Here is a 15,475-nt window from a genome sequence, read left to right on the forward strand (position 1 = left end):
GGTGCTGCGATGGTCAACAATGATCGCCTGCTGGTCCAGATTCTGTTGCTGGCGTTGCTGGGGGCCGGCCTTTGGGTGATGGCACCGTTCATATCGGCATTGCTGTGGGGCGCTATCCTGGCCTTTGCCAGCTGGCCGTTGATGCGCCTGCTCACACGGGTACTGGGGGGGCGCGAGACCCTGGCGGCCAGCCTGCTGACCATGGCCTGGATCCTGATCGTGGCGCTACCGCTGGTGTGGCTGGGTTTCAACCTGGCCGACCACATCCGTGATGCCACCGCGTTCGTCCGTGACGTGCAGGTCGACGGCCTGCCAGATGCCCCGGCCTGGCTGGGGGGGCTGCCGTTCGTGGGCGAGCGCCTGGTCAGCTGGTGGCAGTCGCTGGACCAGCAGGGGGCAGCCTTGCTGGCCTCGGTCAAACCGCACCTGGGGCAGGTTGGCAACTGGTTGCTGGCGCGCAGCGCGCAAATCGGCAGCGGCGTGCTGGAACTCACACTCAGCCTGGTGTTCGTGTTTTTTTTCTACCGTGACGGGCCGCGTTTGTCGGCGTTCGTGCTGCGCCTGCTGCACCGCTTGATGGGCGAGCGTGCCGCGTACTACCTGGAGCTGGTGGCCGCCACCGTGCAGCGGGTCGTCAACGGGGTGATTGGTACCGCCGCGGCGCAAGCGCTGTTGGCGTTGATCGGTTTTCTGATCGCCGGCGTGCCGGGGGCCATTGTGCTCGGCCTGGTGACCTTCATGCTCAGCCTGATTCCCATGGGGCCGCCACTGGCCTGGATCCCGGCCACCGCCTGGCTGGTGTGGAAGGGCGAGTACGGCATGGCGGTGTTCCTCGGTATCTGGGGCACGTTCGTCATCAGTGGCGTGGACAACGTGCTCAAGCCCTACCTGATCAGCCGGGGCGGCAACCTGCCGCTGGTGATCGTATTGCTGGGCGTGTTCGGCGGCCTGCTGGCGTTCGGCTTCATTGGCCTGTTCATCGGGCCTACCTTGCTGGCGGTCGGCTACAGCCTGTTGCTGGACTGGAGCCGTAACGCCGTAGAGCAACCGCCCCAGCACTAGCCTGTACGGGCCCGCTTCGCGCAGGCGTGCGCGAAGCGGGCCGCGCCGCCGCCTCGACACCCTGATCTTTACGCATTCTTTATACCCCTCGCTGCCCCTCCATCTCGTTCCTTTACACCCCTTCCTCGGACAATTCCCCAAAGCGGCCCAAGCCGCATCTCGGGGAGAACCACACATGAACATGCTCGACGGGCTGTCACTGCTACTGGCAGTGGCCTTGGCGTTTTATCTGCTGGTGGCGCTTTTGCGCGCCGATCGCGGCTAAGGAGCGGCCATGCACAGTTACGACTACGCCTTGCTCCTGGCATTCTTCGCCCTGGTGCTACTGCCGGCACCCTGGCTAGGGCGTTTCTATTTCAAGGTCATGGAAGGCCAGCGCACCTGGCTGTCACCCGTACTCGCCCCGGTCGAGCAGGCTTGCTACCGGCTGGCAGGGGTAGACGCGCGCCAAGAGCAGAACTGGCGCCAGTACACCCTGGCGTTGCTGAGCTTCAACCTGGCCGGCTTCCTGCTTCTGTTCACGGTATTGCTGTTGCAGGGCTACCTGCCCCTCAACCCGCAGCACCTGCCTGGCCAGGAATGGTCGCTGGCATTCAATACCGCCGTCAGCTTCGTCACCAATACCAACTGGCAGGCTTACAGCGGCGAGGCGTCGGTCAGCTACCTGAGCCAGATGCTTGGCCTGACGGTGCAGAACTTCGTCAGCGCCGCCACGGGCCTGGCCGTGCTGGTCGCGCTGTGCCGCGGTATTGCCCGGCGTAGCAGCGCAACGCTGGGCAACTTCTGGGCCGACATGACCCGCGCCACCCTTTACGGTTTGCTGCCGTTGTGCCTGTTGCTGGCGCTGTTGCTGGTATGGCAGGGCGTGCCGCAGACCTTTGCCGACTATGCCCACGCGTTGACCCTGCAAGGTGCCGACCAGAGCATCCCGTTGGGCCCGGCCGCCAGCCAGATCGCCATCAAGCAGTTGGGGACCAACGGCGGCGGTTTTTTCGGCGTGAACTCGGCGCACCCGTTCGAGAACCCCACGGCCTGGAGCAACCTGTTCGAGGTGGCATCGATCATCCTCATTCCGGCGGCCCTGGTGTTCACCTTCGGCCACTACGTCAAGGACCTGCGCCAGAGCCGCGCCATCCTTGCCTGCATGCTCGCATTGTTCCTGATTGGCGGCAGCACGGCGCTGTGGGCCGAGCACCAGCCCAACCCGGCGCTTGCAGGCGAACAGGTCCAGCAGAGCGGCCCCATGGAAGGCAAGGAAAGCCGCTTCGGGACTACCGCTTCGGTGCTGTGGACCGTGACCACCACTGCCGCATCCAATGGCTCGGTCAATGCCATGCACGACAGCCTCAACCCGCTGACTGGCATGGTGGCGATGGTCAACATGATGGTCGGTGAGGTGATTTTTGGCGGTGTCGGCGCAGGGCTGTACGGCATGTTGCTGTTCGTGTTGATCGCCGTGTTCCTGGCCGGGCTGATGATTGGTCGTACGCCGGAGTACCTGGGCAAGAAGCTGCAGGCCCGTGAGGTGCAGTTGCTGGTGGCCACGCTGCTGGTGATGCCGCTGGGTGTGCTGGTGCTTGGCGCCATCGCTGCCAGCCTGCCCGGCCCGGCGGGGGCGGTCAGCAACCCGGGGGCGCATGGTTTCAGCCAACTGCTGTACGCCTACACCTCGGGTGCCGCCAACAACGGCTCGGCGTTCGCCGGGTTCGGTGCCAACACGGTGTACCACAACCTGATGATCGGCTTGGCCATGCTGATCGGCCGCTTCGGCTACATCCTGCCGGTACTGGCCTTGGCCGGCAGCCTGGCGGCCAAGAGGACCGCGCCCCTTGGAGTCAACAGCTTCCCCACCCACGGCCCGCTGTTCACCGGCCTGCTGCTGGTGACCATCCTGCTGGTCGGTGGCCTGACATTTTTGCCGACCTTGGCCCTTGGGCCGATCGCCGAACATTTGAGCCTGGGTTTTTGAGGATCGACCATGAATATGCCCATTCCTGAAATGAAAGCCCGGCACAGTGCCAAAGACCAGACCCGGTTTGCGGCGCTGTGGCGCCCAGCGCTGGTACAGGCCTTGGTCAAGCTCGACCCACGCCAGTTGCAGCGCTCGCCGGTCATGCTGGTGGTGGCGGTGACGGCGCTGCTGACCACGGTACTGTGTTTTGCCCCTGGCAGTGGCGTCAGCCGCGGCGTGGCCGTGCAGATTGCCCTGTGGCTGTGGTTCACCGTGTTGTTCGCCAACTTTGCCGAAGCCCTTGCCGAAGGGCGCGGTAAAGCCCGCGCCGACAGCCTCAAGGCCGGCAGCCAAGGCTTGACCGCCCAGCGCCGTCAGCGTGACGGCCACTATGAAACGGTAGCTGCCGGCGCCTTGCGCAAAGACGATGTGGTGCGTGTAGTGGCCGGTGAAATGATCCCCGCCGATGGTGAGGTGCTCGAAGGGATCGCAGCGGTCAACGAGGCAGCGATCACGGGTGAGTCGGCGCCGGTCATTCGTGAATCCGGTGGCGACCGCTCGGCCGTCACCGGTAACACCCGGCTGGTTTCCGACTGGCTGCTGATCCGCATCACCAGCAACCCGGGCGAGTCCACCCTGGACCGCATGATTGCCCTGGTCGAAGGTGCCAAGCGGCAGAAAACCCCCAATGAAGTCGCCCTCGACATCCTGCTGATCGGGCTGACGCTGATCTTCCTGATCGTGGTGGTGACCTTGCAGCCATTCGCCCACTTCGTCGGCGGCAGCCTGCCGCTGATCTTTCTCGCTGCCTTGCTGGTGACGTTGATCCCCACCACCATCGGTGGCCTGTTGTCGGCCATCGGCATTGCCGGTATGGACCGGCTGGTACGGTTGAACGTGATCGCCCGCTCGGGCCGTGCCGTGGAAGCGGCCGGGGACGTGCATACCCTGATGCTCGACAAGACCGGCACCATTACCTTCGGCAACCGCCGTTGCAGCGCACTGCACGCCGCGCCGGGCGTAACCGCGCGGGAACTGGGGGAGGGTGCCCTGCTGGCCTCGCTGGCCGACGATACCGCAGAAGGCAAGTCGATCGTCGAGTACCTGCGTCAGTTGCATGCCGTTGTCGAACCCCCTGCCGGGCACTACGAAGCCGTGGCGTTCAGTGCCGAAACGCGCCTGTCGGGCATCGACTTCCAGCAGCGCCGCTACCGCAAGGGGGCCGTCGATGCGGTGCTGGCATTCGTCGGCATGCAGCGCCTGGACATGCCGCCAGCGCTGGCCCGTGAGGTTGAACGCATCGCCCAGAGCGGTGGCACGCCCTTGCTGGTGTGCCTGGACAAGCGCCTGCTTGGGGTGATCCACCTCAAGGACGTGGTCAAGCCTGGCATCCGCGAACGCTTCGCCGAATTGCGCAAGCTGGGTATCCGCACCGTGATGGTGACCGGTGACAACCCGTTGACGGCTGCTGCCATCGCAGCGGAGGCCGGGGTGGATGATGTGCTGGCCGAGGCCACGCCGGAGAAAAAGCTGGCGCGCATTCGCCAGGAGCAGAACGACGGCCGCCTGGTGGCCATGTGCGGCGACGGTGCCAACGACGCCCCGGCGCTGGCCCAGGCCGACGTGGGCATGGCCATGAATGACGGCACCCAGGCGGCGCGCGAGGCGGCCAACATGGTCGATCTGGACAGCGACCCGACCAAGCTGCTGGACGTGGTGCAGGTCGGCAAGCAGTTGCTGGTGACCCGGGGGGCGCTGACCACCTTTTCCATCGCCAATGACGTGGCCAAGTACTTCGCCATCCTGCCGGCGCTGTTCGCTGCCATCTACCCGCAGTTGGGGGTGCTCAACCTGATGCACCTGGCCAGCCCGCAAAGCGCGATCCTCTCGGCCATCGTGTTCAATGCCCTGATCATCGTCGTGCTGATTCCTTTGGCGCTACGGGGTGTGCGGGTCCAGGCGGCCAGCGCTGCCCACCTGTTGCGGCGCAACCTGTTGATCTACGGGCTGGGCGGCATCGTGGTGCCGTTTGCCGGCATCAAGCTGATCGATCTGTTGCTCAACGCCCTGCACCTGGTCTGAGGAGGCCACCATGAACGCTTATCTACGCCCTGCCTTGAGCCTGGCCTTGACGATGACCTTGATCACTGGCGCGCTATACCCCCTGGTGGTGACCGGGGTCGCCCAGGTGGCTTTCCCGGTACAGGCCAACGGCAGCCTGGTGCGTGATGACCAGGGCCAGGTGCGGGGTTCGGCCCTGATTGCCCAGAACTTCCAGGGCGATGGCTGGTTCCATTCACGGCCTTCGGCAGGCGCCTACGCCACCGTGGCCAGCAGCGCCAGCAACCTTGCGCCGAGCAACCCGGCGCTGGTGGCGCGGGTCCAGGGCGATGCGGCGCTGCTGTACCAGGCCCAGCAAGGGCCGGTACCGCAGGCGCTGCTGACCACCTCGGGCAGCGGCCTGGACCCGCACCTGCCACCGGCGGCGGTGGCCTACCAGATTCCCCGGGTCGCAGCGGCGCGGCAGTTGCCCGTGGCGCGCTTGCAAGCCTTGCAGGAAGAGGCCACCCTCAGGCCATTGATCGGCCCGCCGGTGGTCAATGTGCTGGCGTTGAACCGGGCCCTGGAGAAACTCGCCAGCAAGAGCAAAGGATGAAACATGAGTGATTCCGCGCGTGCAGACGCGTTGTTGGCTACCCTGCCGCGCACCGGCCGTGGCCGGCTGAAGGTGTTCCTCGGTGCTGCGCCGGGGGTGGGCAAGACCTTCGCCATGCTGCAAGCCGCGCATGCCCAGCAACGCCAGGGCGTGCAGGTAGTGGCCGGGGTGGTCGAAACCCACGGCCGTGGCGAAACCGAGGCGCTGCTTGCCGGCTTGTTGCAGCAGCCCATGCTGCGCAGCCAGTATCGGGGGGTCACCCTTGAGGAAATGGACCTCGACGGCCTGCTCGCGTGTGCGCCAGCCTTGGCACTGGTCGATGAGCTGGCGCACACCAACGCCCCCGGCAGCCGCCACGCCAAGCGCTGGCAGGACGTGCAGGAGCTGCTGGCCGCGGGCATCGACGTGTACACCACGGTCAATGTGCAGCACCTGGAAAGCCTCAACGACAAGGTGCGCGACATCACCGGCGTGCACGTGCGCGAAACCTTGCCTGACTGGGTGCTGCAGGAAGCCTTCGAGCTGGTGCTGATCGACCTGCCACCGCGTGAGTTGCTGGAGCGCTTGCGTGAAGGCAAGGTGTACGTGCCCGAGCAGGCGCGGGCCGCCATCGATGCGTTTTTCTCGCAAACCAACCTCACCGCTCTGCGCGAACTGGCCATGCAGACGGCAGCCGCCCAGGTCGATGCCGACCTGGCCCATGGCTACCGCCAGCGCGGGCAGGCAGCCCCCGCGTTGCGCGGCCGGCTGCTGGTCGGTGTGGATGGCGATGACCAGGCCGAGCGCCTGGTGCGTCACGCCAGCCGCGTGGCCCAGCGCCGCCACTTGCCGTGGAGCCTGGTGCATGTGGACAACGGCCGTTTGCGTGACGAGGCAGCCCGCCAGCGCCTGCAGGCGGCCCAGCAACTGGCCGAGCGCCTGGGAGGCGAAGTGGTGTTGCTGCGTGCCGGTGAAGTGGCGCGCACGCTGATCCAGCATGCGGCCGAGCGGCGCGCCAGCCTGGTACTGGTCGGCCAGTCGCGCGACCGTGTGCACCGGCGCTGGTTCGGTGCAGGGGTGGCTGCCCGGCTGTTGCGTGAAAGCCATGGGCTGGAAATCAACGTGCTGGACCGCGATGTACAGCCCTCGGCGCCGCGTTCGGCGGTGCGCCGGGTGTGGGTCTGGCGGCACTACCTGCTGGCGTTGCTGGCCACCGGGATGGCCGCAGGCCTGGCTTGGGCCGTGTCGAGCGTGCTGGCACTGCCGAACATCTCGCTGGTGTTTCTGGCCGCGGTGCTGCTGGTGGCGGTACGCAGCAGCCTGGGGCCGGCCCTGGCCTGCGCGGCACTGTCGTTCCTGGCGTATGACTTTCTGTTCATTCCGCCCAATTTCTCGTTCAGCATCCAGCGCGAAGAAGATGTGCTGACGCTGGTGTTCTTCCTGCTGATGGCCGCCCTTACCGGCAACCTGGCCGCCCGCCAGCGCCGCCAGTTGCAGGCGCTGCGCGAAACCCAGGCGCAGACCAGCCAATTGCTCGACCTGTCGCGCAGGCTGACGGTGGCCACTGACCGCCAGGCCGTGTTCAACGCCGCCGGGCAGCACCTGGGCGGCTGGCGCGACCTGCAAGTGTGCCTGCTGCAGCGCACTGCCGATGGCCAGCTGCAGGTGGCCAGCGGCGAGCACCAGGGCTTCAGCGCCACCGAGCGGGCCGCCGCCGATTGGGCCTGGCAACACGGGCAGGCCGCCGGGCACGGCAGCGACACCCTGCCGGAGGGGCGCTGGTGGTGGTGGCCACTGGCGGTGGATGAGCAACCGCTGGCGCTGTTGGGCGTGCGCCCACGCTCAGGCCAGCCGCTGAGCGACCCGCGTCGGCGCCTGCTGATCGCCCTTGGCCAGCCGCTGGCCCAGGCCCTGGCCCGTGCCCGCCTTGCCGAACAACTGGAAGCCGCGCGCTTGCATGGCGAGACCGAGCAGCTGCGCAGTGCCTTGCTGGCTTCGGTATCCCACGACCTGCGCACCCCATTGACGGCCATGCGCGGCAGCATCGACAGCTTGCTGGCGCTGGGCGAAGCGATTCCGCTCGACGACCGCCGCGAGCTGTTGGAGGGCACCCGCGACGAGGCCGAGCGCCTGGACCGCTACATCCAGAACCTGTTGGACATGACACGCCTGGGGCACGGTGGCCTCAAGCTGGCCCGCGACTGGGTGGCGCCAGCCGATATCGTTGGCAGTGCGCTCAACCGCCTGCGCGTGGTGTTGGCGCCGCTTCGCGTGCACACCGACGTGCCTGGCGATCTGCCGCTGCTGTTCGTGCATGCGGCATTGATCGAGCAGGCATTGGTCAATGTGCTGGAGAACGCTGCGCGCTTCTCGCCGGCCAATGGTCGGCTGGAACTGCGGGTGGCGGTGCAGGACGAGCGGCTGTGCCTGACCGTGAGCGACCAGGGGCCGGGCATTCCCGTGGGCGAGCGCGAAAAGATCTTCGACATGTTCTACACCGCCGCCCGTGGCGATCGCGGCGGGCAGGGGACTGGCCTGGGCCTGGCCATCTGCCAGGGCATGATCGGTGCCCATGGCGGGCAGATCCTGGTGGGCGAAGGCATTGATGGCCAGGGCACCGGCATCACTTTATGCTTGCCGCTGCCCCCGCAACCTGCAGCCGAAAGTGAAAGCCCATGAGCCAGCCCGCCACCCTGTTGGTTATCGACGATGAACCGCAGATCCGCAAATTCCTGCGTATCAGCCTGGCCTCGCAAGGCTACAAGGTGCTCGAGGCGGCTACCGGTGCCGAAGGCTTGGCCCAGGCGGCCTTGGGCAAGCCGGACCTGGTCGTGCTGGACCTGGGCCTGCCTGACATGGACGGCCAGCAGGTGTTGCGGGAGCTGCGGGAATGGAGCTCGGTCCCGGTGTTGGTGCTGTCAGTGCGTGCCAGTGAGCTGCAGAAGGTCGATGCGCTGGATGGTGGGGCCAACGACTATGTGACCAAGCCGTTCGGTATCCAGGAATTTCTCGCCCGGGTCCGTGCGTTATTGCGCCAGGTGCCGCAAGCCGGGGGCTCGGAAGTGAAAGCCAGCTTCGGGCCGTTGACGGTGGACTTCGCCTTTCGCCGGGTAACCCTGGAGGGCGTGGAGGTGGCGCTGACACGCAAGGAGTACGCGCTGCTGGCGTTATTGGCCGGGCACCCGGGGCGAGTGATGACCCAGCAGCAGTTGCTCAAGGATATATGGGGGCCCAGCCATGTGGAGGATACCCATTACCTGCGCATCGTGGTCGGGCACCTGCGCCAGAAACTAGGCGATGACCCTACGGCGCCACGCTTCATCATCACCGAGGCGGGAGTGGGGTACAGGTTGGTGGCGCCTGTTGCCTAGCGGAAAGTCGCGCTGGTTGCGGCTGGACCACGCAGCGCCAACCACGCGGCTGCCTGGGGGGGGAACAGGTTCTTCGCCCGGTGAATTGAGCATCGGGTGACTTCAAGGGGCTGTTCTTGACTCCAGGTCCATTTCGGCTGGCCATTTCACTTTAGGGGCCAGGCGCAAGGCGAACTCACACCAGAGTACGTCGTTGTGATCCTTCGGCTCCCCAGGGGGGGGTAAGGCGCTGGTGCCATGCTGCATGTAAGTGCAGATGTAAGCCCAGGCATGTTGATCCGCCCCCATGGTACTCAGGGGAAACCGGTCGATGACATTGTTCGTTCCGGGTGCGACGATGGACAGCATGACCCCACATTTGAAACTGGGCGCACCGCTTCCCGGCAGGCCACGCTGAAACCAGCGCTCGGCGCGCACTTGCGACCAGTCGTAGCAGACTGGCTCGACTTTCCAGGTTCCAAAGGGGTTCCACCAACAGTATTTAAAGTTGTAGGCGTAGATTTTTTTTCGTTTCCGATTGAAACGAATGGGTTCGTCACGGGGAGGGGAAAGACTGATTCGAATGAAAAAAACGGATCCCCATATTCCGCTGACTAATGAAAAAATGCTAACAATCATGAGTTCAAAATTAAAATGATCGAGGACTTCTAATATGTCGATGGGTAGGTATGCGGTGAAAATAATCGGGGGTAGTGAGATTATTACCATTAGTTCCCTGGCTCCAATTGTAGCTCTAGCTATTTCGAGATAGATAGGATCTTGGTGATTTGGGGATTGATAACCTAAGCCTGGCTCACTTGTGCAGGGGGCATCGGGCAGGGGAAGGTCTTCCGTCCAACCAGCGCAGGGAGGGTTTAGTAGCGGACGGGGCATTAGAAGATACTCCAGGTAGAATTAATTTTATTCTCCATTGTTATCACTTTTGCATAGTTTGATTTGTCGTGTCTGTTGGGCCAATAGATCAGCGTCAGCTCTACCCCCTCTATGTTGTGGTTGTCCAACAGTGGGAGTGAACCAGTGATGCTAATGGTTCTGTCGAGGGGTCTGAATGTAAAGTGCTGATCGAGCCTTACAGGCTCAGCGAGGACACCTTCTAAAGCTCTTGGATTGTATTCGATTATCCCATTGCCTGAGCTATAAGCAGCGATGCGGCATGGTCCGCCAACGCGTGCTGGGATTATTACAAGATACCATTCGTACTCCGTCAATTCGGAGGTCGGCTTCGGCAGACTGAGATCTACGTCTAGATAGAAACCTGCCGCCACAGCATTTCCGTCATTGAGCATCGTTTCTGCTAAATATGGCGTTTTTGCGGTGTGAGAGGATTGAAATCTCGTTTCGATAGAAACGTGAGCGTATAGACCAATGACTGCTGCATTGAATGCGCTAACTGCGTTGTCGATGTCTCGTTCGTCGATCCAGCGTCGATGGCCTTCTGGCATTCCCCATCTACTGTGTCGTGCCCATAGCTCTAACAATGAAGACTCAAGGTTTTTTGCCTTTGTCGCTAGTGTGTAGGCAGCCAGTCCAAGTAAAACACTAATGCCTATTACGATGAGAGGTGAGCTTGCCGATAAGGCGCTAAAAATACCGGCGCTAGCAGAGAATCCTGCTGCTGCGGCTGCGCGATTGTAGAAGAAGTTCGCTGACTCATCACCTTCACGGCCAGTTCGAAGGCCGGCATTCCAGTACTGCACGGCATCCATAACACCAGCCATCGCCGCGATGCCGCCGCCGTACCGCGCAATACTGATGCCCAAACCCGCCGTTAGTATCTGCCCAGGGCGCTGTGTACGTGCGAATACCTGCGCAACAACCAGTCCTGCGGCCTCAACACTGGCACCCAGCACCCCCAGCGATGAAGACCAGACCGCCGCCTGCGCCTCGGGGTTGTGCTGATGGGTCTGCTGTAACGCCCGGTAATTTCTGCGCAGGCTGTCCTGCTGGAACCACAGCCCGCCCAGCGCAAGCAGCAGGCCGACGCTGCCCGTACCGGTCGCCGCATCCCGCAGGCTACGCATTGCATCGCTGGCCACGCTTTGCGCCGCCATCGAACTGATCTGCAGCCCGGCAGACACCTGTGCCTTTACCGAGGCTGCACCGATCGCCACATTGCGCACCAGCGCGCCGAAACCTTCGGCCGTCGACGTTCTCAGCTGGACCAACCGTGCCTGTAATTGCTCGGCGCTCTCGAATGTCCACAGCACCACGTCGATCATCTGGTTGCGGTTACCGACCGCGGCGATATTGATTGCGCCGCTCAGCACCATGGCGCGGACCTTGCGCCCCACGGGGTCGCGGAACTGCTGGTCGACCTGCTGCAGAAATGCATCGGTACGGATTTGCAGGGCCTCGTCGAGCACGCTCAGGTACTCGCCGACAGTCAATGAAACGCGCAGCGGGGTTACGTGCTGCCCGGCATACAGCGCGAAAGCCGCACGGTGCACATGGCCGACCAGGGTGCGGCTGCGTTCGCTGAGGTGCTGGGCGAGCGTATTCCCTGCGCTGGTGGTCGCGGCCAGCAGTTGACCGACGGCATCCTGCAGCGGCTTGACCATCAGCAACTGGCCCTCGGGGGTGCCTGCGATGGCTTTGATGATGTCGTAGACCTTGCCGAAGTCGTCGCCTGCCAAGCCGCCGATCACGTGCTGCAGCAGCGTCTGGTTCCTGGCCATCAGCGCCTGGTACAACAAGCTGTGCTCGTCTTCCAGCAGTTGCTGCCAGACGAGCTGCGTCATACCCAGCGGCTGACCTTCCTCGGGCATCAGTTCGCTAGGGCCCCCGGCCAGGCAGTCGGCCATCATCTGGATGAAGTACTCGACCGAGACCGGGTCGGCAGCGTCGTAGTCGAAGCGACCGATCTGGTGAAACGCCGGCTGGGCGTAGTGCAGCGCGTACAGCTGGCCAACCTGGTCGATCATCGACTGCCAGTGGTTCAGTTCACGGTCGTAGCCAGCCTGGAACGCCGCGCGGGCGCTTTCGTCGTAGCGCGCTTGCAAGCGGTCCCGGGCATGCTCCTGGTTGCGGGCGGTGTAGCGGCGGGTCTGCCTTGCGATATCCACTGGCGGCAGGTGCGCCTTGATGCCGACGGGGCTGTCGTTCCACTGTTCGACCTGGCGTGCCTCACGCTCAGCTGCCTCGGCGCCCTGCGCGGCGGCCGTGGCAGCATGCAGTTGCTGGATGCCCAGCAACGCCTGGGAGGTGAAGTACTCGAAGTGCCGCTGCGGCTGCGCGCGCCATGCCTGCATGGCCTGGACCCAACCTGTGCGCTGGGCGTTCAGTTCCACCACCATGCCGACGGGGTCGGGCAAGGTCAGCGCCAGCACACCGTTTGGCAATTGTTCCCGGGCAATGACGGTACGCAGATAGTTGTGGGTTTCGGACCACCGACCCAAACGGCTGTAGAAGCCGTGAGCACTCGTGAACCGGGCCGATGAAAAGGTGGAGAACTCGAGCACGCCCTCCATGCCGAAGCGGAAACTGTCGGTCATGGCGATGCCGAGGCTGGCGGGGTCGTTGCATGCACGGTGCAGGTCGACTTCGACGAAGCGGGCGAGGGTGGCCGGGTCTGACTGGGCGATGCCTTTGCGGTAGCGGTCGAGCACGGTGCGCGGCCACGGATCGTTGGCGAAGGCAACCCAGGCGGTGCGGTACAGCGACGTGTCGATGTTGATGAACGAGGCGATGACGTCATGGCCTGCGGTGGCACACCCTTTGGGCAATGGCCTGGGTGGCCCCAGCGGCATCTGCGATACCGGAAACCGCTGCAAGCTGGCATCGGCCGCCACTGCGTAGGCCTGCCAGGTGGCCTGGTCGAGCAGAACGTAAACGTAGCCCTGGCGTAACAGGCGGAGCTGGTCGGTATGCATCGGGTGGTAGGTGATTTCGCTGTCACTGGCCCAGCGAAACAGGTGCCCGGCATCGGGGCGCGGGGCATAGGCCTCGCGCAGCAGCAGGATGGGCAGGCCAATACGCCCGCAGGCGTTGCAGCCGCCGTGGCTGTTGGGGATCTCTTCCTGCATGGCGGCATGGATGGTTGCACTGATGCTCATGAGTAGCCTCCTGCCTGCGGCAGGTCGGCGACGATGCGTGCCCAGGCACTGTCGCCGTAGCGGGCGAAGCAGGCGGCCAGGCGTTGCTGGCCAGCCACCGCCTGTGCCACGTCGCGCTGGATGGTCGGGTGCTGCAGCAGCAAGGGGTGGACCATGAGCAGGTGCAGGCACATGCACTGGATATCGCCACGGTCGCGCAGGCCCTGCTTGAAGGCCCTGATCATCAGGTTCATGACATGGACGGGCGCGTTGGCCGGCAAGCCGGATGAGCCTGGGCATTGGCCACGGGTGGCGCCAGTTTGCGCGGTCGCGAGGCGATGCCAGGCACTGAGCAACTGAATGATCTGTGGCGCGACGCTCTGGGTTGCGCGGACTTCCCGGGTGATGCGCAGCTCGCCAGCCGGCGATGGCCGTTCGAGCACCGTGCAACTGCCGCAACCATCGGGATGCAGCCAGCTGCGAATCGGCCCGAGTACTGCGCCAGCATTGTTCAGGGTGACGCGCAGCAACGCCAGCCTCACGGGTTCGTACCAGGCCGTGATGCCATGCGGGGCGGGCTGATGCAGCACATGGCACTGCTGGCTGATATGCCGGGCAATGGCTTCGGCGGGTTGATCGCTGAGCAGCCAGGCACACACGTAGTGCCAGGTGGCCGTAGCCTCTCGGGCGGCGTAGGTTGCGCTCAATGCGGCCAGCGCGCCGCACGCCTGGCCGGGGCGGGCCAGCCGCACCAGCGCAGGCCAGCGTTCAGGGGCCTGCACCAGGCCGCTGCTGTCGATGCGCGTTACGGCGTCACTGCCCAGCGCCTCGGCCAGCATGGCGATGTCCAGCGGGTGCCCGCCCGGGCAGCCAGCGAAGGGGGCCAGCAGCAGGTAAAAAGCTTCATCGGGGTGGCGGTGCCGCTGCGCGAAGTCATCCACCGACTGCTGGTAGCCGCGTGCGGCTTGGCTCGACATGAGAAGTTCCTTTTCTTCTGGATGGCGAGCGCGAATCTAGCGAGGAATCGCTTCAGTGGGCAGTTACTGGAGTCTTAGCGGGCTGTAAGAATTTTCTTTTTTTGAATCAGGCCGCAGCGTGCCGCCGGCACCCCTTGGCCTGCCCGGCGCTGGGCGACCGCCGTTCAGGCCCTGGGCGGCTCTGCCTCGAAGCACTGGCGCATGACGTCCAGATAACGGCGGGCGCCCAGGCCCAAGGGGCGTGCCTTGAGCCAGATGATGTCCACCCACAAGCGCAGGCGGCTGGCCATGTTGTCGAAGCGCACTTCGGCCAGCGCGCCGGATGCAATCAGCGGTTCCACCAGGGGTTGTGGCAGGTATGCCCAACCCAGCCCGGACTGCACCAGATCCAGGGTGGCCAGGTAGCTGTCGGTCAGCCAGATGCGCCGCGACAGCACCATGCGCGGGTCTGAGCCGGTGGGCTTGCCCGAAGCCACGATGATTTGCCGTTGCTCGGCGAAGGCTTCTTCGGGCAGCGGCGTGCCGCTGTTCTGCCCGGCCGGATGGCGCGGCGAGGCCACCGCGACCAGCAGCTGACTACCGGCTTCGAGGAATGACTCGCGCTCATCGATGCCTGGCCGCTCGAACACCAGTGCCAGTTGCACGCTGCCTTCGTGCAGCAGGCGAATGGCCTCGGTCTGGGTGGCCGAGCGCACTTCCACTTCCAGGCTGGGAAACGTCTGGGCGAGGGTTTCCAGTGGCTGGCTCCAGCGCCCGGTCTGCAGTTCGGGCGCCATGGCGATGGTCAGGCGTTTCTCCAGGCCCTGGTGTAATTGCAAGGCCTGGGCGTCGAGCAGATTGAGCTGGCAGATCACTTGCCTGGCTTGAGGCTCCAGGGCCAGGGCGGCGCTGGTGGGCAGGGCCTTGCGCGTTGCCCGGTCGAACAGCGGCAGGTCCAGTTCGGCCTCGAGTTGAGCGATTGCCATGCTCACCGCGGACGGCACGCGCCCCAGCTTGCGGGCGGCGGCGGAGAACGAGCCGGCATCCAGCACTGCGAGGAAGATTGCCAGGGAGTCGCTGGAGAAGGCCATGTTCGCTGAACCTGATGTGGAGGCGTTGATAGCCGATGGTACTGGATGGGGTAGCCGGTGGAGGGTTCGAGTTTTTCGAGGCCTGAAATCGCGCGCCTTGAAGGCGAACCCTTCACAATTCAACACTTACCGCGGGGCAGGGCTGCAGCGTGGGAGCGCAGGACTCCCACCGAGGGCGGGGGGGAATCAGAGGTCGATGGCTTTAGCGGCGATGCGTGCCTGGTCCAGCAACACGTTCAGCTCGGCGACCTGTTGGCGCAGTTGGTCACGTTCGTCTTTGAGTTTACGCAGCTCATCACGGCGCACGGAGACATAGAGGGTCTGGGTTGGGGTTGCAGGCATCAAGGTACCCATGAGCACACCTCGCGGTTTTGGCTG

The 15,475-nt window shown here is 64.5% G+C and carries 12 protein-coding genes; 7 read left to right on the plus strand and 5 right to left on the minus strand.

Annotated features, from left to right (window positions below; all coding sequences use genetic code 11):
- Positions 1-9: 9 nt before the first annotated feature.
- The 7 genes from B3361_RS07995 to B3361_RS08025 all read left to right on the plus strand — a co-directional run bounded on the left by B3361_RS07995 (position 10) and on the right by B3361_RS08025 (position 9,019).
- Entirely contained in the window at positions 10-1,062 is a 1,053-nt protein-coding gene (locus tag B3361_RS07995; protein ID WP_054904242.1) for an AI-2E family transporter, read from the plus strand.
- A 175-nt stretch (positions 1,063-1,237) separates the two neighbouring features.
- Complete coding sequence (kdpF, locus tag B3361_RS08000; RefSeq protein WP_033690477.1) at positions 1,238-1,327, plus strand: K(+)-transporting ATPase subunit F; 90 nt, start codon at positions 1,238-1,240, stop codon at positions 1,325-1,327.
- A 9-nt stretch (positions 1,328-1,336) separates the two neighbouring features.
- Complete coding sequence (kdpA, locus tag B3361_RS08005) at positions 1,337-3,031, plus strand: potassium-transporting ATPase subunit KdpA (protein ID WP_054904241.1); 1,695 nt, start codon at positions 1,337-1,339, stop codon at positions 3,029-3,031.
- Between the two features lie 9 nt (positions 3,032-3,040).
- Complete coding sequence (gene kdpB / locus B3361_RS08010) at positions 3,041-5,095, plus strand: potassium-transporting ATPase subunit KdpB (protein ID WP_054904240.1); 2,055 nt, start codon at positions 3,041-3,043, stop codon at positions 5,093-5,095.
- Between the two features lie 10 nt (positions 5,096-5,105).
- Positions 5,106-5,669: a potassium-transporting ATPase subunit KdpC gene (kdpC, locus tag B3361_RS08015; protein ID WP_047149930.1), complete on the plus strand. Its 564-nt coding sequence runs from the start codon at positions 5,106-5,108 to the stop codon at positions 5,667-5,669.
- Between the two features lie 3 nt (positions 5,670-5,672).
- Positions 5,673-8,327 carry a sensor histidine kinase gene (locus B3361_RS08020; RefSeq protein WP_054904239.1) on the plus strand — a complete coding sequence of 885 codons (2,655 nt, stop codon included), beginning with the start codon at positions 5,673-5,675 and terminating at the stop codon, positions 8,325-8,327.
- Complete coding sequence (locus tag B3361_RS08025; RefSeq protein ID WP_009683157.1) at positions 8,324-9,019, plus strand: response regulator; 696 nt, start codon at positions 8,324-8,326, stop codon at positions 9,017-9,019. The genes B3361_RS08020 and B3361_RS08025 overlap by 4 nt, the downstream gene beginning before the upstream one ends.
- Positions 9,020-9,121: 102 nt before the next feature.
- On the opposite strand, the gene B3361_RS08030 is transcribed toward B3361_RS08025, so the two are convergent.
- The 5 genes from B3361_RS08030 to B3361_RS08050 all read right to left on the minus strand — a co-directional run bounded on the left by B3361_RS08030 (position 9,122) and on the right by B3361_RS08050 (position 15,451).
- Positions 9,122-9,727 (minus strand): DUF6708 domain-containing protein, encoded by a 606-nt coding sequence (locus B3361_RS08030; RefSeq protein ID WP_286920158.1) that lies wholly within the window; start codon positions 9,725-9,727, stop codon positions 9,122-9,124.
- A gap of 164 nt (positions 9,728-9,891) precedes the next feature.
- A complete protein-coding gene (locus tag B3361_RS08035; protein ID WP_286920160.1) occupies positions 9,892-13,071 on the minus strand; it encodes a T6SS effector BTH_I2691 family protein in 3,180 nt (1,059 codons plus the stop codon).
- Positions 13,068-14,027 (minus strand): hypothetical protein, encoded by a 960-nt coding sequence (locus B3361_RS08040; RefSeq protein WP_054904237.1) that lies wholly within the window; start codon positions 14,025-14,027, stop codon positions 13,068-13,070. The genes B3361_RS08035 and B3361_RS08040 overlap by 4 nt, the downstream gene beginning before the upstream one ends.
- 164 nt (positions 14,028-14,191) lie before the next feature.
- The gene (locus tag B3361_RS08045) at positions 14,192-15,097 is read right to left on the minus strand and encodes a LysR family transcriptional regulator (RefSeq protein ID WP_054904236.1); all 906 of its coding nucleotides are present in this window, start codon (positions 15,095-15,097) and stop codon (positions 14,192-14,194) included.
- Between the two features lie 186 nt (positions 15,098-15,283).
- Positions 15,284-15,451, minus strand: a complete 168-nt coding sequence (locus B3361_RS08050) for a DUF6026 family protein (RefSeq protein WP_009683150.1) — start codon at positions 15,449-15,451, stop codon at positions 15,284-15,286.
- Between the last annotated feature and the right edge of the window lie 24 nt (positions 15,452-15,475).

It is taken from the genome of Pseudomonas sp. UBA6699 (assembly GCF_002454615.1).
GTDB lineage: Bacteria > Pseudomonadota > Gammaproteobacteria > Pseudomonadales > Pseudomonadaceae > Aquipseudomonas > Aquipseudomonas juntendi.